Below are 20,077 nucleotides of genomic sequence, written 5' to 3'. Positions count from 1 at the left end.
GAAGAGTTGGACAGAGTGTAGGTATCAGGCGGCGCCGACGACGTCCTCGTTGGGCAGGCGGCGGCGGAAGGCGTGGGTGCGCCAGAGCTCGAAGATGCCGACCGCTTCGTCCTTGCTGAGCGCTTCGAAGCGCCTCCGGACGTTCTGCAGGTCGGCCTGGCTCGGCAGATCCCGCCAGGGCATCGAGGCGATCATCGCCTCGAACAGGTCGGGCTGGATGCCCAGGGCACGAAGCGCCACGGTGATCGCCACATAGTCCTGCATGGCGAGCCACTTGACGAAAACTTCCGGGCCGACGCGCAGCAGCATGGTGAGCGCGGCGGCGGTGTGGTGGCCGTAGCCAAAGCGGGCGAAGCGGATCAGCGCGCGCTCATCGAGCTGCTTGCGGTCCGAGAGCGCCTTCACCTGGTTATAGGCGACCTTCCACTCCTGGCTGGAGAAGCCGGCGCGGTTGCGCATGCGGTTGTAGACCACAGCCTGCACCTTGCCGACAGTGACCGGATCAACCCGCGGATCGATGCGCGACATGGTCTCGCGGACCCGATCGCCGACCGCTTCGATCTTGCCGCCGAGGCTCTTCCAGTCGAGATCTTCGCGACCGCGCAGGTCGGCCGCGATCGCAGCATCCGATGCGGCGCGTTCGGCGAGACGCTCGAGCGCCTGCTGGCCGATCTCGGCATTGGTGTTGCGCACCAGCTTGATCACCGAGGCGGTCTCGCCGTGCTCGACGATGGCTTCGCCGACCCTCTCGGGAACCTGCGTGCGGCCGGCAATGGCCACGCGATGCTCCTCGGACTGGTTGGCGATGATCTCGATCAAGTCGTCGTCGCTCAACACGTTCGAGAATTCGAGCAACGGCTGCGCCACCTCGATCTCGTCATTGGCGAGCTTGACCACCACATTGCCCGGCGCGCGGTCGAGCGGCGCGAGGAGCTTGGCCACATAGGCCCGCGCCTCGGATTCAACCAGTTCAGCCAGCTGGCACAACACCTCGTCGTACTGCGCGACCTGCTCGTCATCGCAGCGATCCGACACGTAGGAGTAGAGCTGGGCCATGTTGCGGAACAGCTGGTCGCGTTCCACGATATTGGAGTCACCGTTCAGGACCCTGAACGTCGAGAAGGCGCGTGTGGTGCCCTCTTCCATCTCAGTCATGTCACTTCCCTCCGGCTTCTGCCGTATGGAGGGCAGATTGGCCCGGCAGTTAAGTGCGCGCGCTGAAGGTAAGGGCGGAAATTTGATTCAAATTGCGCGGAGTTTGGTGAGGGCTCGCTAACGGCCCGCGCCTGCCTGCCTTCTCCCCTTGTGGGAGAAGGTGGCGCGAAGCGCCGGATGAGGGGTCCCGTGACACGAAGTGTCGCGCGACCGGAGCGAAGCGAAGGGCGACTGAGTTCGTGAAGAGAGACCCCTCATCCGCCCTTCGGGCACCTTCTCCCAGAAGGGGAGAAGGCACCGACTGAGGGCGTCAGGCTAGGTCGAACCGGTCGGCGTTCATTACCTTGACCCAGGCGGCGACGAAGTCCTTGGCAAACTTCTCGGTCGCATCCGACTGGGCGTAGACCTCGGCCAGGGCGCGCAGCTGCGAGTGCGCGCCGAAGATCAGGTCGACGCGGGTGGCGGTCCAGCGCACTTCACCGGTTTTGCGGTCATGGCCGGCATAGACATTGTGCGTCTGGTCGGCAGGCTTCCACTCGGTCGCCATGGACAGCAGGTTGACGAAGAAGTCGTTGGTCAACTGGCCCGGGCGGGTGGTGAGCACGCCGTGCTTGTCCGCACCGATGCCGAGGACGCGGAGGCCACCGAGCAGCACCGTCAGTTCCGGCGCGGTGAGGCGGAGGAGCTGGGCCTTGTCGACCATGGCTTCCTCGGGCTGCATGAACTGGCGGCCGCTGAGGTAGTTGCGGAAAGCATCGGCGCGAGGCTCGAGGGCGCGGAAGGAGAGGACGTCGGTCTGCTCCTGCGAGGCGTCCATGCGGCCGGGGGTGAACGGCACGGTGACGGGGTTGCCAGCGTCCGCCGCCGCCTTCTCGATGCCGGCGCTGCCCGCCAGCACGATCAGGTCGGCGAGGGAGATGCGCTTGCCGGCCAGTTCTACCTCGTGCTGGATATCCTCCAGTACGCTCAGCACCTTGTCGAGCCGCTCGGGCTGGTTGACGGCCCAGTCCTTCTGCGGAGCAAGGCGAATGCGGGCGCCGTTGGCCCCGCCGCGCTTGTCGGAGCCACGGAAGGTCGAGGCTGAAGCCCAGGCAGTACCAACCAGCTCCGCGACCGAGAGGTTGGTGTTCAGAATCTCGGACTTGATCCTGGCGATATCAGCGTCCGTGACCAGTGGGTGGTCGACGGCGGGGATGACGTCCTGCCAGATCAGGTCCTCGGCCGGAACCTCGGGGCCGAGATAGCGGACCTTCGGACCCATGTCGCGGTGGGTGAGCTTGAACCAGGCGCGCGCGAAGGCATCGGCGAACTGCTCAGGATGCTCGAGGAAGCGGCGCGATATCTGCTCGTAGGCCGGGTCGACGCGCAACGCGAGGTCGGTGGTGAGCATGGTGGGGACGCGCTTGCCGGTGCCGAAGGCTTCGGGGATCGAGGCCTCGGCGCCCTTGGCGGTCCACTGCTTGGCACCGGCGGGGCTGGTGGTCAGCTCCCACTCGAAGGCGAAGAGGTTTTCGAAGAAGTAGTTCGACCAGCGGGTGGGCGTCTGGGTCCAGATGACTTCGAGGCCGGAGGTGATGGTGTCGCCGGAATGGCCGACGCCGTGGCCGCCCTTCCAACCGAGGCCCTGGTCTTCGAGCGCACCGGCTTCCGGCTCCGGGCCGACGAGCGACGGATCACCGGCGCCGTGGGTCTTGCCGAAGGAGTGGCCGCCGGCGATCAGCGCGACGGTTTCCTCGTCGTTCATCGCCATGCGGGCGAAGGTTTCGCGGATGTCACGCGCTGCCTTCAGCGGATCCGGGTTGCCGTTCGGGCCTTCCGGATTGACGTAGATGAGACCCATCTGCACCGCGCCCAGCGGCTCGGCCAGCTCGCGCTCGCCCGAATAGCGCTCGTCGCCGAGCCAGGTGCCTTCCGGACCCCAGAACAGCTCCTCGGGCTCCCACACATCGGCGCGGCCGCCGGCGAAGCCGAAGGTCTTGAAGCCCATCGATTCGAGGGCGACGTTGCCGGTGAGGATCAGCAGGTCGGCCCACGAAATGGCGTTGCCGTACTTCTGCTTCAGCGGCCAGAGCAGGCGCCGGGCCTTGTCGAGATTGGCATTGTCGGGCCAGCTGTTGAGCGGGGCGAAGCGCTGCTGCCCCTGCCCGGCGCCGCCGCGGCCATCGGTGATGCGATAGGTGCCGGCGCTGTGCCAGGCCATCCGAATAAAGAGGCCACCGTAGTGGCCGAAATCGGCCGGCCACCAGTCCTGCGAGTCGGTCATCAGGGCGGTGAGGTCGGCCTTCAGCGCGGCGAGATCGAGTGTCTTGAACGCCTCGGCGTAGTCGAAATCCCGCCCCAGCGGATCGGCGAGGCCGGAGTTCTTGTGCAGCACCTGGACATCGAGTTGCGTGGGCCACCAATCGCGGTTGGAGTGGCCCCGGCCTTTGCGACCGCCGCCACCACCATGGGGGACCGGGCACTCGCCGCCATTGCCTTCATTCGATGCGTCCATGTCAGTCTCCGTTCGCCCGAGGCGATATCCATTTGCGGTCTTCGATAGGGTTTCCGGGTGACGCCGCAGTGACCATTCGCGCGCTTCGGCGCGACGGTCGCGAGTCACACACTGGAACGCTTGCATTGTGGACCAGGCGAGACACATAAGGCCAATTGATTGCACTACTCATCGTGATAACGTGCGCTTATGACCGTCACCCTGAGACAGATGCAGTATGCCGTCGCGCTGGCGGAAACCGGGCATTTCGGCCGGGCCGCCGAGCGTTGCCACGTCACCCAGCCCGGCCTCAGCCAGCAGATCCGGCAGCTCGAGGAACTGTGCGGCGCCCCATTGTTCGATCGGCTTGGCAAATCCGTGCGGCTCACGCCACTGGGCCGCGAGTTCGTAGAGCGGGCGCGGCCGATTCTCGAGCAAACCGAGGGGTTGATGTCGTTCGTCGCCGGTCAGCGCGGCAACCCGGCGCGACCGCTGCGGCTGGGGGTGATCCCGACGGTGGCGCCCTACCTGCTGCCACACGTGTTCCCCGCCCTGCAGCGCGACCTGCCGGAGCTGAGCTTCACCGTTTCAGAGAGCCGCACCGACGCGCTGATCGACAGCCTCGCCGACGGCAGCCTCGACCTGGCGCTGATCGCCAGCGAGCCCAGGGCGGGTGGCCCACGGCTCACCGCGGCGCCGCTATTCGCCGATGAGTTCGTGCTGGCCACTGGTGCCGGCGACAATACCGTCGACCCAGTTCCGCTGGCCGACATCGACGGCGATCGGGTGCTGCTGCTCGACGAGGGTCATTGCTTCCGTGAACAAGCCATCGCCGCCTGCTCGCTCGACCCGGATGCGGCGCGGCGCACCTTTGCCGCCACCTCGCTCTCGACCATCGTCGAGTTTGTCGCCAACGGCCAGGGCATCACGCTGTTGCCGGAGATCGCGCTGAAAAAGGAAGCCACGGGCGACCGCATCCGCATCCACCGGCTGGAATCGCCGGGCGCGCGGCGGCTGTTGTCGCTGGTGTGGCGCGAGGCGACGCCATTCGGCGCGGTGTTCGAGCAGGTTGCCGAGACGATCCGGCAGGCGCGTCCGGCGGTCGTTCAGCCCTCGATCGGGTAAGGGGACTGCCGCCAGGTGCGGACCTTCACTGCATCGCCCTGCCGGATCACGCCTTCGCGCTCGACCCAGCCGACGAGGCCGCGTTTGCCCATCGCCGCCTTGACGAAACCGAACTCGATGTCGGCCCTGCCCTCGATATGCGCCGCGATCGTCTTGCCGGTCTTGCGGCAGGGGTCGTTGTCGCCATCGATACGGATAGTGGCGCCGGACGGGAACATCATCAGGCTGCGCGGCGGCAGCTGCGTCAGATGCGGGATGCCGGAGAGGATCAGGTTGGCGCCGACCCATTCGCCGAGGATGTGCGGCAGGCCGAGAGACGTGGCGACCTCCGCCAGTTCCTCGGAGCTGACGATAGAGATCTGCCGCTCGTTGCGCATCGGCGTGCGGCGGGGATACCACGGCTCGCGGGCACCGCTCAGTCGCACCGCCCCCTGGTGCCGGTCTCCGGCGACACCGTCATAAGTGAGGGTCAGTTCAGGATGCGCCGTCGACTCGACCGCCTCGCTCTCGACGACGAACGTACCGTCGACCAGGCCGGTGAGGGTCAGCGCCGGAAGCGGCTCGCTCATGCCGCCACGCGCCGTCGCCGGCGCACCACCGAGTCGAGCGTATAGACCACCAGCGACACCCAGATCAGCCCGAAGCTGACGAGTCGCACCGCGTTGAGGTGCTCGCCGAACAACGTGATGGCGAGGAGGAATGTGATCGACGGCGCGATGTACTGCAGCATACCGACGGTCGTCATCTTCAGCCGCTGCACCGCGAAGGCAAAGAGCAGCAGCGGCAAGGCCGTTGCCGGTCCGGTCAGCGCCAGGAGGATCAGCGAATACGGATCGCCGTGCCAGCCGACGCCGCCATCACGGACGAATGTGTAGCCGAGATAGGCGATGGCGATCGGCGCCAGCACCAGGGTTTCGACGAACAGCCCCGGCGCGGAACTCACCTTGGCGGTCTTGCGCAGGTAGCCATAGGCCGCGAAGGTCAGCGCCAGGCTGAGCGCCACATAGGGAATGCCGCCGATTGCGACGGCCTGAATAGCGATGGCGACCGCAGCAATGGCGATGGAAACCATCTGCCAGCGGTTGAGTCGCTCGCCGAGCAACAACACACCGGTCGCCACATTCACCAGCGGCAAGATGAAGTACCCGAAGCTCGCCTCGAGCACCTGCCCGCTCTCGACCGCGAACACATAGATCAGCCAGTTGCCGCCCAGGATCAGCGCCGCCATCACCATCGAGCGCACCGTGCGCGGGTCGCGCAGCGCCGCCTGCACCTCGACCATGCGCCCGCCCAGCATCATGATGACGCCCAACACCAGCAGCGACCACAGCGTCCGGTCGGCAACCACGGTCGCCGCCCCCACGTGATGCAGCAGGTTGAACAGCAGCGGCAGGAATCCCCACAGCACATAGGTCGCGACGCCAGCGGCGAGGCCGCTGTCCGGACGGTGGCTTTCGGAGCTGGTGACGGACGCCAACGCGTGTCCTTCCGGGCCTCAGGCGGCCCTGTGAGAGCCGCCTTCTAGCAGCGGCCCCGAGGGCGGACAAATCAGAGTTTGTGATTGGCTGCACAACACGGCTTGATGGTGATCAAACCAATCGCCACGTCCTGCGTTAGTCCTTCGTACCATCACAAGGAGAGCGCCATGAAAGCCAAGGTCACCTGGATCCTCATCGCCGACGGGGCCACGGCCAAGGTCTTCGAGCATTGCGGACCTGGCAAGGGATTGAAAGCCATCGACGATCTGATGTTCGAACAGGAACCGCTGAAGGCCGGGGAGATCATGGCAGACCGCCCTGGACGGAGCATTTCATCGATGGGCGCCGGCGGTCGCAGCGCCATGGAATACTCATCCGATCCAGTGGCCGTGCGCGAGCGGCGCTTCGTCGAAAACGTCGCCGAGGAACTGGAGCGCAAATACCAGCGGCACTCCTTCGATCAGCTGATCATCGCCGCCGCGCCGACCGCGCTTGGCGATCTGCGGCCCGCACTCAGCAAAGGCCTCCGCGACACTGTTGTCGCCGAGCTGCCCAAGGACCTGACGAACATCCCAACGGCGCAGCTTGGCCAGCATTTCGATAGCCTGCTCGCCATGTCGCCGCCCCCCCCCCTTCCAGCTATTCGGTAAACTGGACCGTGGCCAGCATCTGCCCGGCACGGAATGCCGCCGAGGTGCCACCTTCGGGCACGCTCCAGTAGACGAACTGGCTCGAGCCGAAGCCCGGCTGCACATAGTAGAAATTCTGGAACAGCAGCGCCGCATCGGTTGTCTTGACCTGGTATTCGATGACGTTCCAGGCTTTGCCGCCGATGTTCTCCAGCCGCTCGCTGACGACGGTGACGTTCTCCGGCTTGCCGTCGAGCGCTGCCGCTGCCGCGTTGGTGAGGATGGCCTCGCGGAACTGCGAGACGGGCCAGGCGCCAGTCTCGTTGATGACCGCGAAACCAATGGTCTCGTCGCTGGAGTAGTAGAGGAACTCCTGATCGCCGGCCGGCGTCTGCACCGCCCAGCCGGTGGTGTCGATGCAGGCGCTGACCTTCACCTTCGTGCTGGTGACCGTTTCGCAGGCCATCACCGGCGTCGTGAGCACCAGCGCCGAGGCGATGGCGCCGAGGATAATTTTGTTCATGTGCGAGCCCTTCCCAAGAATAATTCGGGCGGAGCTTGTGGCTGGAGTCGCCTTGCTGGCAAGCGGATTTGCGCGACGGGAGACGTTATTCCGCCGCCTGCCTGGCAATCGCGATGCTGCCGACCGCTTCGCCGCTCGCGAGCACGAAGCCTTCGTCCAGCCAGCCGGTCACTCCGCCGATCATCTCCTTGACCGGGCGGCCCAGTTCGGCCAGCCGCAGTGCCCCCTTGTTGGCGCCGTTGCAGTGCGGGCCGGCGCAATAGGTGACGAACAGCGTCCCCTCCGGCCATTCGGCCATCCGGCGCGCGGTGATCTTGCCATGCGGCAGGTTGAGCGCCCCGGGCACGTGCCCCTGCGCATAGAGAACCGGGCTGCGCACATCGAGCAGCACGAAATCCTGCGTATCGCGGCTCAGCGCATCGTGCACGTCCCAGCAATCGGTCTCGAAGCCGAGCCGGCGGGAGAAGTGCAGCAGCGCCTCTGGCGACGCGGCGGCGGGGACAAGGGCGATGTTGCTTGGCATTTGGGCCTCCTGGGGGTTGGAATGGCGTGAACTTGCCGGAAAACGGCGGGACTGGTGAGTGGCGGGAATGCCAATATGCGGTAAGATACCGCCATCATGGATAGACCCAACCGCCACGTCGCCATCCTCGCCTACGACCAACTCTGCATGTTCGAGTTCGGCATCGCCGTCGAAGTGTTTGGCCTTGCCCGGCCGGAGTTCGCGCATCTCGACTGGTACACACACGAGATCGTCGGCATCGAGCCGGGCCCCTATCGCGCCAGCGGCGGCATCAGCGTCGCGGCCAGCCACGACTTGGGCCGGCTTCAGCATGCCGGGCTGATTGTCGTGCCGGGTTGGCGGGGCGCGAAAATGCCGGTGCCCGAACCGCTGGTCGCGGCGCTACGGACGGCCCACGCTCGCGGCGCCCGCATCGCGACCCTCTGCTCGGGCGTATTCGTCCCAGCCCGCGCCGGACTGCTCGACGGCCGCCGCGCCACCACGCACTGGCGCTATGCCGAAACGCTCCGCGCCGAGTTTCCGGGGATCGAAGTCGAGCCCGACATCCTCTACTCGGAGGACGGAAACCTCCTCACCGCCGCCGGCTCGGCAGCCGGCATCGACCTCTGCCTCCACATCGTTCGCCAGGACTTTGGCGCCGAGATCGCCAACACCGTGGCCCGGCGCCTCGTCCTCCCCGCCCATCGCGACGGCGGCCAGGCGCAGTTCGTCGCCCGCCCCGTGGCCAAGGAACGGAGGGGCCGCATCGGCCCGCTGCTCGATACGTTGCGCGGACGGCTGGACGAGGACTGGAGCATCGCCCGGATGGCAGCGCTGGCAATGCTCTCCGAGCGCACGTTGATTCGACACTTCAACGAAGCCACCGGCCTCAGCCCGTTGACTTGGCTCATCACCGAGCGCGTCGAGCGCACCAAGGAACTGCTGGAGACCACCGACTTCGGCCTCGACGCCATCGCCGAGGCCAGCGGCTTCCGCAGCCAGGAGACGTTGAGACATCACTTTCGGGCCAAGACTGGCGTGAGCCCCAGCGCGTTCAGGCGCAGCTTTGGGCGGATCGCCGCCGCGTAGCGGCTAGTCGTCGGCCTCGTCGCCGTCACCCTCGCCTTGTCCAGTCACAGCTTCGAGGAACTCGAACAGGATCGGATCGAACAGGTCGGGCCGTTCGAGGCTTGGGAAATGCGCCGTGTCCTCGAGCACCACCGCGAAGGCGTTCTCCAGTTCCTCGGACAGGTCCTCGTGGATCGAAATGATGTCGGAGCAATCGAGCTCACCGACCACCAGCAGCGTCGGCGCGGTGATTGCCGAGAGGTTGTGGAACGCCGCCTCCGGACGCTCCTCCTTGGTGAGCGGCGCGTGGTTGAGGTGGATCTCGTTCATGGCGAGGAACAACTCGCGCACCGGACCCGTAACCCGCCCGGATTCCCCATAGGGCCCATCAAGCCATTCATGCGCCTGGATGCGGTTGGCGGTCGCGATGTTGCCGCGCTCCTTGGCGTATTCGAACGCCTCCTCGAGCTGTTCGACTTCCTCGTCGACCTCGTAGCCTTCGGCCCCTGTCACCGCCGTGCCCATCAGCACCAGCGCAACGGTCCGGCCCGGATGCTCCAGCGCGAAATCGATCGCGAGGCCACCGCCCATTGAGGAGCCGACGAAGATTGCCGCATGGACGCTCAGCCGATCGAGCACCGCCTCGAGATCGACCAGGTGATTGAACGGCACGTCGGCCGTTTCGGTCTCGCCGAAGCCGCGCCGATCGTAGCTGATGACGTGGTAGCCCTCGGCCGCCAGCTGGCGCATCTGCTCGGACCACATGCGGCGGTCGGCCACCCCGGCATGGAGAAATACCACGGGAATGCCGAAGCCGGCGGCCTCGCCGCGGATCAGCGCGCCGTCAAAGTCGATTTCGAAGGGAGAGGTCACGTTGGGCTCCGTTTCGCAAAGTTTTCGCCTAGCACCCGTCGCCGCCGCTGGCCAGAGGGACGATCTGGCAGCGGTGTCTCCGAGCACGCGCCGGAGGGCGCCCCCAAGCGCATCATGATGAAGCGCACCGGAGCAGCCGGGTTCGCGCAGCTCTATGTGCTCGATCCGGACCGCAACGTTGTCGAAGTGAACGCCGCGCCGATCTGAGCCTACTTCACCGCCACGATGAACATTCGTGGGAAGCGCAGCAGTACCTTGCCGTCCACCGTGCGCGGATAGGCGCCGGCGATCAGCTCGAGGTAGCGGGCGAGGAACTCCTCGCGCTCTGCCGGCTCGAGCGGATCGATGAACGGACGGAGGCCGGTGGCCTGGACCCATTCGACGATGGCTTCCGGACCATCGAGCACGTGGTTGTAGTTGCTGTGCCAGATATCGAGGCGGCGGGCCGTCGGGCGCAGCGCGTCGTAGTAGACGCGCACCGGCAGCAGCGGGGCGCGGGCGGCCTGTTTCAGGCGCTCGGCCCATGGACCGTCGGCAGCCACCTGACGCATCAGTTGATGCGACGGCTCACCGATATTGTCGGGCATCTGTACGGCCAGCACCCCGCCCTCGGCTTGCGCGGCGGCAACGCGGGTCAGAGCGACGAGATGCTTGGGCACCCATTGGTAGATGGCGTTGGCAAAGACGAGATCGGTTTCCGGCTCCGGCACCCACGTGTTGGCGTCGGCCACATCGAACGTCGCCTGAGGCACGCGCTGCCGGGCTTCGGCGAGCATGTTGGGCGAGTTGTCGAGCCCAATCACTAGCGCCGCGGGAAACCGTTCGACCAGCAGCTCGGTGGAATTGCCCGGCCCGCACCCCATGTCGACCACCCGCTTCGGCGCCGTCAGCGGCACCTGCGCCAGGAGGTCGCGCGCCGGACGGGTCCGCTCGTCCTCGAACTTCAGGTAGGTGGAGGGGGACCAGTCAGCCATTCTCAAACTCCAAATGAAAAGGCCGGGCACTGGGCCCGGCCTGTTGCGCTCAGCGCGTCAGCTTCTTGTACGTCACCCGATGCGGGTTCACGCTGTCCGGCCCCAGCCGCCGGATCTTGTCCTGCTCGTAGTCCGCGAAGTTGCCTTCGAACCACTCGAAGTGGCTCTCGCCCTCATAGGCCAGCATGTGGGTCGCCAGCCGATCGAGGAACATGCGGTCGTGGCTGATGATCACGGCGCAGCCGGCGAATTCCTCGAGCGCCTCTTCGAGGGCAGCGAGGGTTTCGGTGTCGAGGTCGTTGGTCGGCTCGTCGAGGAGCAGCACATTGGCGCCCGACTTCAGCATCTTGGCCAGGTGCACGCGGTTGCGCTGTCCGCCTGAGAGATTGCCGACCTTCTGCTGCTGGTCGGCGCCCTTGAAGTTGAAGGCCGAGGTGTAGGCGCGCGAGTTCATCTCGCGCTTGCCCAGCATCAGGATCTCGTTGCCGCCCGAGATTTCCTCCCAAACGGTCTTGTTGGCGCCGAGCGTGTCGCGGCTCTGGTCGACATAGCCGAGGTTGACGTTGTCGGCGACGGTGATGGTGCCCGAGTCAGGCTTTTCCTGCCCGGTCAGCATGCGGAACAGCGTGGTCTTGCCGACGCCGTTCGGGCCGATGATGCCGACGATGCCGCCGGGGGGCAGCTTGAAGGTGAGGTTGTCGATCAGCAGGCGATCCCCGTAGGACTTGGAGATGCCCTCGATATCGATGACGTTCTGCCCGAGCCGTTCGCCGGGCGGAATGATGATCTGCGCGGTCTGCGACTGGGTGCGCGCCTCGTTGATCTTGACCAGCTCGTCATAGGCCTTGATGCGCGCCTTGGACTTGGCCTGCCGCGCCTGCGGCGACTGCCCCATCCATTCCTTTTCCTTCTCGAGCACCTTCATGCGAGCGGCGTCCTCGCGCTCTTCCTGGGCGAAGCGCTTGGTCTTGGCTTCGAGATAGGCCGAGTAGTTGCCCTCGTAGGGCACGCCCTTGCCGCGGTCGAGCTCGAGGATCCAGCCAGTAACGTTGTCGAGGAAGTAGCGGTCATGGGTGATGATCAGCACGGCGCCGGCGAAGTTGCGCAGGTGCTTTTCCAGCCACGCCGTGGTCTCGGCGTCGAGATGGTTGGTCGGTTCGTCGAGGAGGATCAGGTCGGGGTTGCTGAGCAGCAGCGCGCAGAGCGCGACGCGGCGCTTCTCGCCGCCCGAGAGCTTGTCCACCTGGGCGTCGCCCGGCGGGCAGCCCAGCGCCTCCATGGCCACTTCCACCTGGGATTCGAGATCCCAGAGGTTTTGGGAGTCGATCACGTCCTGAAGCTTGGTCGCCTCGTCGGCGGTCTCGTCGGAGTAGTTCATCATCAACTCGTTGTAACGGTCGAGGATGTCCTTCTTCTCTTTGACGCCGGTCATGACGTTGCCGAGCACGTCGAGCGCCGGATCGAGCTGCGGCTCCTGCGGCAGATAGCCGATCTTGGCGCCATCGGCGGCCCAGGCCTCGCCGGTGAACTCGGTGTCGATGCCGGCCATGATGCGCAGCAGCGTCGACTTACCCGAGCCGTTCGGGCCCAGCACGCCGATCTTGGCATCGGGGTAGAAGCTCAGGTGGATGTTATCGAGCACCTTCTTGCCGCCGGCATAGGCCTTGGACATTCCGTGCATGTGATAGATGAACTGGCGCGCCATGAGGGCACTGCTCCCGCCGCTAAAGCTTGAAATCGAGCGCCGTATGTAGGGGAAGCGGTCCGCTGGGGCAACACCACCTTCGGCTCCTGCCCCGAGGCACCGCATTGGCCGTCGCGATTCCGGCTAGCCAGCTCGCTGCATTATCGTTAATACGATTCAGCGCCAGAAGAGCACTCCCGGGAGGATATCCGTGCCGTCGAGACCCAATTTCGCCCGCCGCGGCCGCAGCCTGCTGCCGGGCCAGGTGTCGGAGCTAACTGTCATCAACACCGATGGCAGCGGCCGGCAGGTGCTGTTCACCGCCGACGAGATCATCGAGGCACCGAACTGGACGCCAGACGGCAAGACGCTGGTGTTCAACGCCGGCGGCGAGCTGTGGAAGATGGCCGCCGACGGGACCGGCGAGATCGAGAAGATCGACACCGGCGACCTCGACGACCTCAACAACGACCACGTTCTCTCGCCCGACGGGCGCACGGTCTATGTGAGCTCGGACGATGGCCACCTCTACGCGCTGCCGATCACCGGCGGCATGCCGCGGCGGGTGTCGAACACCTACCCGCACCGTCACCACTATTACCTCCACGGCATCTCGCCGGACGGCAAGACGCTGTCCTATGTCGGCGTCAACGCCGTGGGCGATAACCAGTGGGCCAAGGTGAACATCTGGACCATTCCTGCGGCCGGCGGCCCGGACACGCAGCTAACCGACGTGCTGGTGCCCAATGACGGCGCCGAGTACTCGCCCGATGGGCAGTGGATCTGGTTCAATTCCGAGCAGGCCTCGCCCGGTCACGCCCAGATCTTCAAGATGCGCACCGACGGCTCGGAGCTGACGCAGATCACCTTCGACCAGCGGGTGAACTGGTTCCCGCACTTCTCGCCAGATGGGAAATCGATCGCCTATCTGAGCTATCCACCTGGCACCAAAGGCCATCCCGCCGACAAGGACGTGATCCTGCGCTTCATGCGCCCGGATGGCACCGGCACTCGCGACATCATCGGCTTCAACGGCGGCCAGGGGACGATCAACGTCAACTCCTGGGCCCCCGACAACAAGCGGTTCGCCTACGTGGCGTATCCGATCGGCTAGAAATCAAGTGGCCGGTTGTCGGCCACTTCCTTCATCACGAAGAACGTCCGCGTCTGGCGCACGCCGGGCAGCGCGATCAGCTGCGTGCCGTGCAGGTGATTGAAATGCGCCATGTCGCGCACCCGGATCTTGAGGAAGTAGTCGAAGTCGCCGGCCACCAGGTGGCAGTCGAGCACGAACTTCAGCTTGGTCACCGCTGCCTCGAATGCGGCAAAGCTCTCGGGCGTCGACCGATCGAGCACGACGCCGACCAGCACCAGTGCGCCGAGCTCGAGCTTGTGTGGATCGATCACGCCGCGCACGGCTGAGAGATAGCCCGCCTCGAGCAGCCGCTGAGTCCGGCGATGGCAGGTCGCGGCGCTGACACCGACCTCCTCGGCAAGATCGGCGTTGCTGATCCGTCCGTCGCGCTGGAGCGCACGCAGCATCTTCATGTCGATGCGGTCGAGATCGGCGTCGGAAGATTCTTTCATCAGGTGAGGTCCTGCTCGATCATTGTCTGCACTTTCCACTAAATTTCCGCTGTTCCAACGCATCGTTACCATAGAGTTAGGAAGCACCTTTCGTAGCCGATTTGCTACCCTTTTAGTTGTGTTTCAACTCAAGGAGGGCACCCCGATGCTCGCCAAGTTCTCCCGATACAAACTGACCTTCGGACCCACACCAATCGAGAAGCTCGAGCGTCTCAGCGCCCATCTTGGTGGCGCCGTCGAGCTGTACGCCAAGCGCGAGGACTGCAACTCCGGCCTCGCTTTTGGTGGCAACAAGCTACGCAAGCTCGAGTACATCATCCCCGACGCGATCGCCTCCGGCGCCGATACACTGGTGTCCATCGGCGGCGTGCAGTCCAACCACACCCGCATGGTAGCGGCTGTCGCGGCCAAGATCGGCTTCAAGTGCCGGCTGGTGCAGGAAAGCTGGGTGCCGCACGAGGACGCGGTTTACGACCGGGTCGGCAACATCATGCTCAGCCGGATAATGGGGGCCGACGTGCGGCTGGTCGACGACGGCTTCGATATCGGCATCCGTGACAGCTGGAAGCAGGCGATCGCCGACGTCGAGGCGGCCGGCGGCAAGCCCTACCCGATCCCGGCGGGCGCCTCGGTGCACAAGTTCGGGGGCCTCGGCTATGTCGGCTTTGCCGAAGAAGTGCGGGCGCAGGAGGCCGAACTCGGTTTCAAGTTCGACTACATCATCGTCTGCACGGTCACCGGCTCGACGCACGCCGGCATGCTGGTTGGCTTCGCGGCCGACGGGCGCGCCCAGCGCGTCATCGGCATCGACGCGTCGCATACTCCGGAACAGACCCGGGCGCAGGTGCTGAGCATCGCCCAGTCGACGGCGGAACTCGTCGAACTCGGTCGGCCGATCACCAAAGAGGACGTCGTGCTGCGGGAGGAATACTCGTACCCGGTCTACGGCGTACCGTCCGAGGAGACCAAGGCTGCCATCCGCCTCGTTGCCCGGCTCGAAGGCATGATCACCGACCCCGTCTACGAGGGCAAATCCATGCAGGGGATGATCGACCTCACTCACAAGGGCTTCTTCCCGAAGGGCTCCAAGGTGCTGTACGCCCACCTCGGCGGCGCCCCGGCGCTCAACGGCTACGGCTACGCCTTCCGCAACGGCTGATCAGCCCGCGACCTCGGCAATCAGCCAGCGGGTGATCGGGGCGGTGTTGGCGAAGTGCTCGATGCAGACGTCGGCGAAATCCGGCTGCGCGGCGGCGCTGGCCGGCAGTTCGATGCCGGCCGTCAGGCCCTCGTAGAGCAGGTATTCGGCACGGTCCGCGTCGGTTTCGAACCCCCGCGGCATCAGCTTGCGGGTCTTCTCGCCGATGCTGTAGGCGCCCTTCGCCTTCACTTCGGCCACCGCCGCGACCAGCGCCTTGCCGGAGCGCGGGTGGATCACCGACTGGCGGAAGCTCTCCAGCGTGTCCTTGTCGAAGCCGTACATGCCGGTCCCGAGGAACACCCGTTCGGCCTCGACGTGGACGTAGAAGCCGGGCCGATCCCAGCTGCGCCTGTCGCCGTGCCAGAACCATAGGGCGAGGTGCTGCTTGTAAGGCCGCTTGTCCTTCGAGAAGCGGATGTCGCGGTTGATGCGGGAGATCGAGCCGTTGACCTTGGGATCGAACTGCACCTCGGGCGAGATCGCCTTGAGCCGCGGCCCGATCTCGGCGACGAACGCCTTGCCCGGCTCGACATATCCGGCCTCGTAGAGCGGCCGGTTGGCGTCGAACCAGGCCTTCTCGTTGTGCGCGGCAATGCCCGCGAGGAACTCGAAGGTCTGCTTGGGGAAACCGCTCATTCGAAGGCTCCTACACGTGTGATCCGATACGCCTGCTTGGCCTCGAGGCCATCCAGCCAGGCATCGGACCAGCGCGGATGCCGAGCGAACTCCTCGGCTGCGATGGGTGCTATCGCAAAGCGGTCGCCGACGAAACTGCCGGGCGCAGCCTGTGCGGCGACCGTATCGAGGAACGCCGGATCGAAGACGATGGCGCCGTCGAAGTCGACGCTCTTGAGGTCGGCGCCACTGAAGTCCGCCATGCCGAAGATGCTGCCCCGGAACGTGCTGCCGGCCATCGAGGTGCCGGCGAACGTGGTGTTGTGCACGATGCTGCCGTCGAAATTGATGCCGAAACCGCGGCTGCCGTCGAACGAGACGTGCTTGAGGATAGCCCCGGAGAAGTCGGTGCCTGAGAGCTGTGCTCCCTGCTTCAGCCCCTCGCCGCCGGTGATCGACGGCAGCTCGCCGCCGGTGAACTGAACGTAGTTTAGGTTGGCATTCCGGAACCGCGCGTGCTCGAGATACGCCCCGTCGAACTCCGCGCCGACGAGGAGCTGCCGGTCGAAATTCGCAAAGCGCAGCGACGCGAAGTGAAAGCGGAGGTTGCTGCCGGTGCTCGCGGCCCGCAGCTCAGCGAAGCTGAAATCAGCCCCGTTGAGCTCCGAGAAGTCGGTGAGGCCGTTGGAGATCAGCAGCCCGATTATTTGGCCGCGCTCCGGTGAGAGCGGCCGATCCGACATCACGCCGCTCTGCTCGCCGGCGAACTGGACATTGCCATTCGCCGCATCTAGCTGCTGCCGGATCGTCGCGGACGCCGCCAGGTCCGTCCTGCGCAACAAGCCCGACGACATCAGCAGGTTCTCATCGAGATCGGTCAGCGGGTTGCGCAGGTACCGGTAGGGCCGCGCCGCGGTGGTAGCCGCGATGATGCGGGCGCGCAAACCCGGGCTGAGGCCGGCAATGGAGGGCTTGTCACCGGCGAAGGTGTTGAACCCCGCCACTTCCTGCGCCACCTGGGCGCCGATCTCTAGGATCTCCGGCACTATCGAGGTGGAACGCTGCGCCTCGCCTAGCTCGATCTGGCTCTGGATGAAGCGGTTCTGCTCGGCGATGCGCCCGTTCTGGTCCTGCATCAGGCCGATCTGGGTGCGCAGCAACTGGTTCTGCTGGAACAGCAGCGCCGAACCCGCTAGCGCTGCGATGGCCGCGATGAACGCCGTGATCGTCGCCATCAGCCAGCGACGGGTCGAGACCCAGGCGTAGCGCGCCAGCACCAGCTCGGCGAGATCGCGGGCGGACTCCGTCGCCTCGGCGACCTTCTGTAGCGCCGCGAAGCGCGCGACCTCGGAGAGCGGCCGGGCGAAGCGCTCCATCTCGACTTCGCCGCGTTTGAACAGGCTCTCCCAGATCTGGCGGCGGAAGATCATCAACACCGCGGTGACGACCAGCACCAGGACGAGGAAGCCGAACAGCAGGCCGAAGACCAGGCCGGAATTCGCCGTGATGAACTCCACCCCGAAGGTAGAGAGCGGGAAGCCGACAACGACGCCGATGATGAAGACGACGGCCGCGATGCCCAGCGTCGCCACGGCGGCGTTGAACGCCCGCGCCCGCTCGCCGGGGCGATCCACATCCGGCGGCGCTGCCTGTCCCTGCTTGTCGTCCGTCATCGCATCGCCCCCGCGCCCCAGGGAACATTATCCGAGTTCAGATAGCCGGCAATCCCGCCTGCTCAGGCCTCGATCCAGATCGGTACTGACTTGAACGCCGGCGTCTTCGAGCGCGGGTCGACGGCGGTGCCGCAGAGCACATTGGCTTCGGGGTAATAGGCCAGCGCGGAGCCGCGCGGCAGGTCGAAGGCGGTGGCAGTGCCGGTCATCCGGCCGGTATCGGACGCGATGGTGACGCGCTGGCCGTCGCTGACGCCGAACACTGCCATGTCCTCACGGTTGAGGAAGATGGCGTCGCGCCCGGCCTTGAAGCGGTAGCTGTCCCGCTCTTCGTAGATGATGGTGTTGAACTGGCCCTCCGAGCGCACCGTGGCGAGGGTGAGCGGTGCCGGCGCCTTGGGCAGCGGGGTGACGACGAAGTGGGCCTTGCCGTCCTTGGTGGCGAACTCGGGCGTGTGCAGCACGCGGTGCTTGATGTGGAACTCGCGCTTCGCCACGTCGATATCGGCCAGTTGCTCGAGGCCGGGGACGATCCGGGCGATCGCCTCGCGCACTTTCGAGTGCTGCTTGAAGCCACCGAAATCAATGGGACAATCGGGGACCATGAGCTTGGCCAGATCGCAGAGGATCACCGTCTCCGGCCGCACATTGTCGAGCCGCTCGATGCCGCCGTCGGAGAGGCGGACGAAGTTGAACATCGATTCCTGGGTCGTCGGGGACCACTCCTCGTCGCGGGCGGTGACGGGGAGGATCAGCACCTCGCCCTCCCCTAACCCGTTGACGTGCCCGCGGTTTAGCGTGGTGGTGAGGAACAGCTTGAAGCCGATGGCGCCCATGGCGCGGCTGGCGAAATCGGTGTCGGGGGTGGCGCCCCAGAGGTTGCCGCCCATGATGACAGCGCTGTCGATCTCGCCGCGGGCGGCCGCTTCGAGGCCGGCCATGGTGTCGAAGCCCTTGGTGCGGCTGAGTTTTATGCCGAACGCCTGCTCCATGGCGGCGAATACCTGCTCGGAGACGATGGGCTTGACGCCAATGGTGCCGATGCCCTGGACGTTGGAGTGGCCACGCAGCGGGAGCAGTCCGGAAAAGCGCTTGCCGATCATGCCTCTAAGCAGCGCGAGGTTGGCGATAGCCTCGACGTTTTCGACCCCGTGGAGGTGGTGGGTCATGCCCATGCCCCAGGCGAACACGACGTTCTGCCGGTTGGCATAGCGGGTGGCGACGCGCTCGATATCCGCCCTGGAAATCGATGTATTAGCCGCGATCTGTTCCCACGAAAGTTGGTCAAGATCTGCCTTTAGATCATGAACTTCTGCCGTGTGGTTTTCGATGAAGGTTTTGTCCTCGGCTCCCATTGCGAGGATCGCCTTCATCAGCCCCTTGAACAGCCAGAGGTCGGAGCCGATACGTGGCTGCAGGTAGTCGGACGCAATCTCGGTGCCGCCAGACAGCATCGAGGTCGGCGACTTCGGCACCGCGAACTTCACCAGCCCCGGCTCCTTCGCCGGATTGATGACGATGACGTCCCCGCCGCGATCGCGGCAGTGCTTCAGCATATGAATGAAGCGCGGGTGGTTGGACGACGGGTTGGCGCCGATGACGAAGATCAGGTCGGCGCCGGTCAGGTCCTCGAGCTCGACTGTCGCGGTACCCTTGCCGATGGTGGTGGCCATCCCCTCGCTGGTCGCCTGGTGGCAATAGTAGGAGCAGTTGTTGACGTTGTTGGTGCCGAACACCCGGGCCAGCAGCTGGAACACGAAGCCGGCCTCGTTCGACGAGCGGCCGGAAGAGTAGAAAAAGCTGCGGTTGGGGTTGGTGGCTTTCAGCTGCGCCGCCGCGTGGGCGATGGCGAAGTCCCAGTTCACCGGCTCGAACCTGTCAGCGCCGACCGCTTTGAACAGTGGCGTGTTGAGCCGGCCGAGCCGCTCCATCTCGCGGCCGCTGAGCTGCTGCAGGTCGCTTAGCGGATGGAGGAACGCCTCGTTCGGGATGGCCGGCTGGATATCGGTCGATTGCGCCTGGACAGACTTGTTGCAGACCGACGGAAACTCGCCGAGTTCATTGGTCATCCCGCCCTTTTGCCCGCCCATGCCATAGGCGCAGGCCTTGCAGGTGTTCTTGGCCGTCAGGGCCTTCGCCGCCTTGCCGAGCCCGATCTTGCGGATGGTTTCGACGGTGTAGAGCAGCTTCTTGGGGCCGCCGCCAACGATCCGCGGCCTGTCGTCGATAGTCATGGGAACTCCTCGTTGTGGCGAGGTTAGCATGGCCGCGGGAACGCCAAAAGCGCCGGTGCTTGCCGACCCCCACCCCTGTCCCCTCCCCGCAAGGGGGAGGGAGACCAAAACACCGGCCTTTGTGCGGGCGTCTCCCTCCCTTTGTGGGGAGGGGACAGCGGTGGGGGGTCACAGCCGCCGAATGGAACCATGTCCTTTTCTGTCCGCTCCTTGACCTGTACGTGCCTTTCGCCGCAATCTGCGGCTCCGTACCTTCAGCCCATCACCACACCATGTGAGGCTA

The 20,077-nt window shown here is 65.5% G+C and carries 18 protein-coding genes; 5 read left to right on the top strand and 13 right to left on the bottom strand.

What is annotated here, in order from left to right; translation table 11 throughout:
• Positions 1-24 precede the first annotated feature (24 nt).
• Both AC1DV8_RS05335 and katG read right to left on the bottom strand, forming a co-directional pair.
• Positions 25-1,155 (bottom strand): DUF2336 domain-containing protein, encoded by a 1,131-nt coding sequence (locus AC1DV8_RS05335; protein WP_477149013.1) that lies wholly within the window; start codon positions 1,153-1,155, stop codon positions 25-27.
• Between the two features lie 310 nt (positions 1,156-1,465).
• Entirely contained in the window at positions 1,466-3,649 is a 2,184-nt protein-coding gene (gene katG / locus AC1DV8_RS05330) for a catalase/peroxidase HPI (RefSeq protein ID WP_477149012.1), read from the bottom strand.
• A 189-nt stretch (positions 3,650-3,838) separates the two neighbouring features.
• On the opposite strand from katG, the gene AC1DV8_RS05325 reads away from it, so the two are divergent.
• The gene (locus tag AC1DV8_RS05325) at positions 3,839-4,753 is read left to right on the top strand and encodes a LysR substrate-binding domain-containing protein (protein WP_477149011.1); all 915 of its coding nucleotides are present in this window, start codon (positions 3,839-3,841) and stop codon (positions 4,751-4,753) included.
• On the opposite strand, the gene AC1DV8_RS05320 is transcribed toward AC1DV8_RS05325, so the two are convergent.
• Both AC1DV8_RS05320 and rarD read right to left on the bottom strand, forming a co-directional pair.
• Complete coding sequence (locus AC1DV8_RS05320; RefSeq protein WP_477156732.1) at positions 4,735-5,322, bottom strand: MOSC domain-containing protein; 588 nt, start codon at positions 5,320-5,322, stop codon at positions 4,735-4,737. The two genes, AC1DV8_RS05325 and AC1DV8_RS05320, sit on opposite strands and share 19 nt — an antisense overlap.
• Positions 5,319-6,230, bottom strand: a complete 912-nt coding sequence (gene rarD / locus AC1DV8_RS05315; protein ID WP_477156731.1) for an EamA family transporter RarD — start codon at positions 6,228-6,230, stop codon at positions 5,319-5,321. The genes AC1DV8_RS05320 and rarD overlap by 4 nt, the downstream gene beginning before the upstream one ends.
• A gap of 168 nt (positions 6,231-6,398) precedes the next feature.
• Here rarD and AC1DV8_RS05310 point away from each other — a divergent pair, with 168 nt between their 5' ends.
• Positions 6,399-6,881, top strand: a complete 483-nt coding sequence (locus AC1DV8_RS05310) for a host attachment protein (protein WP_477156730.1) — start codon at positions 6,399-6,401, stop codon at positions 6,879-6,881.
• On the opposite strand, the gene AC1DV8_RS05305 is transcribed toward AC1DV8_RS05310, so the two are convergent.
• Both AC1DV8_RS05305 and AC1DV8_RS05300 read right to left on the bottom strand, forming a co-directional pair.
• The gene (locus AC1DV8_RS05305) at positions 6,871-7,383 is read right to left on the bottom strand and encodes a hypothetical protein (protein ID WP_477149007.1); all 513 of its coding nucleotides are present in this window, start codon (positions 7,381-7,383) and stop codon (positions 6,871-6,873) included. The two genes, AC1DV8_RS05310 and AC1DV8_RS05305, sit on opposite strands and share 11 nt — an antisense overlap.
• A gap of 85 nt (positions 7,384-7,468) precedes the next feature.
• Complete coding sequence (locus AC1DV8_RS05300; protein ID WP_477156729.1) at positions 7,469-7,906, bottom strand: rhodanese-like domain-containing protein; 438 nt, start codon at positions 7,904-7,906, stop codon at positions 7,469-7,471.
• Between the two features lie 96 nt (positions 7,907-8,002).
• Here AC1DV8_RS05300 and ftrA point away from each other — a divergent pair, with 96 nt between their 5' ends.
• Positions 8,003-8,974, top strand: a complete 972-nt coding sequence (ftrA, locus tag AC1DV8_RS05295; protein WP_477156728.1) for a transcriptional regulator FtrA — start codon at positions 8,003-8,005, stop codon at positions 8,972-8,974.
• 3 nt (positions 8,975-8,977) lie between these two features.
• Here ftrA and AC1DV8_RS05290 read toward each other — a convergent pair whose 3' ends face one another.
• The 3 genes from AC1DV8_RS05290 to ettA form a co-directional block, all read right to left on the bottom strand.
• Entirely contained in the window at positions 8,978-9,826 is an 849-nt protein-coding gene (locus AC1DV8_RS05290; RefSeq protein WP_477149004.1) for an alpha/beta fold hydrolase, read from the bottom strand.
• 209 nt (positions 9,827-10,035) lie between these two features.
• Positions 10,036-10,800, bottom strand: a complete 765-nt coding sequence (gene tam, locus AC1DV8_RS05285) for a trans-aconitate 2-methyltransferase (RefSeq protein WP_477156727.1) — start codon at positions 10,798-10,800, stop codon at positions 10,036-10,038.
• A 49-nt stretch (positions 10,801-10,849) separates the two neighbouring features.
• The gene (ettA, locus tag AC1DV8_RS05280) at positions 10,850-12,505 is read right to left on the bottom strand and encodes an energy-dependent translational throttle protein EttA (RefSeq protein ID WP_477149002.1); all 1,656 of its coding nucleotides are present in this window, start codon (positions 12,503-12,505) and stop codon (positions 10,850-10,852) included.
• 190 nt (positions 12,506-12,695) lie between these two features.
• Here ettA and AC1DV8_RS05275 point away from each other — a divergent pair, with 190 nt between their 5' ends.
• The gene (locus AC1DV8_RS05275; RefSeq protein ID WP_477156726.1) at positions 12,696-13,598 is read left to right on the top strand and encodes a TolB family protein; all 903 of its coding nucleotides are present in this window, start codon (positions 12,696-12,698) and stop codon (positions 13,596-13,598) included.
• Here the strand turns inward: AC1DV8_RS05275 and AC1DV8_RS05270 are convergent.
• Positions 13,595-14,071 (bottom strand): Lrp/AsnC family transcriptional regulator, encoded by a 477-nt coding sequence (locus AC1DV8_RS05270; protein ID WP_477149000.1) that lies wholly within the window; start codon positions 14,069-14,071, stop codon positions 13,595-13,597. The genes AC1DV8_RS05275 and AC1DV8_RS05270 overlap by 4 nt on opposite strands.
• Before the next feature lie 145 nt (positions 14,072-14,216).
• Here AC1DV8_RS05270 and AC1DV8_RS05265 point away from each other — a divergent pair, with 145 nt between their 5' ends.
• Positions 14,217-15,230 carry a 1-aminocyclopropane-1-carboxylate deaminase gene (locus tag AC1DV8_RS05265; RefSeq protein WP_477156725.1) on the top strand — a complete coding sequence of 338 codons (1,014 nt, stop codon included), beginning with the start codon at positions 14,217-14,219 and terminating at the stop codon, positions 15,228-15,230.
• Here AC1DV8_RS05265 and AC1DV8_RS05260 read toward each other — a convergent pair whose 3' ends face one another.
• The 3 genes from AC1DV8_RS05260 to AC1DV8_RS05250 all read right to left on the bottom strand — a co-directional run bounded on the left by AC1DV8_RS05260 (position 15,231) and on the right by AC1DV8_RS05250 (position 19,794).
• Positions 15,231-15,908 carry a DUF2461 domain-containing protein gene (locus AC1DV8_RS05260; protein ID WP_477148998.1) on the bottom strand — a complete coding sequence of 226 codons (678 nt, stop codon included), beginning with the start codon at positions 15,906-15,908 and terminating at the stop codon, positions 15,231-15,233. It abuts the gene before it with no gap.
• Positions 15,905-17,560 (bottom strand): pentapeptide repeat-containing protein, encoded by a 1,656-nt coding sequence (locus AC1DV8_RS05255; protein WP_477156724.1) that lies wholly within the window; start codon positions 17,558-17,560, stop codon positions 15,905-15,907. The genes AC1DV8_RS05260 and AC1DV8_RS05255 overlap by 4 nt, the downstream gene beginning before the upstream one ends.
• A 62-nt stretch (positions 17,561-17,622) precedes the next feature.
• On the bottom strand, positions 17,623-19,794 hold the full coding sequence (locus AC1DV8_RS05250; protein ID WP_477156723.1) for an FdhF/YdeP family oxidoreductase: 2,172 nt from the start codon (positions 19,792-19,794) through the stop codon (positions 17,623-17,625).
• Positions 19,795-20,077: the final 283 nt, after the last annotated feature.

The sequence above is a fragment of the Devosia sp. P3_B2 genome (assembly GCF_056402875.1).
This window is presented reverse-complemented; position numbering and strand designations above follow the sequence as displayed.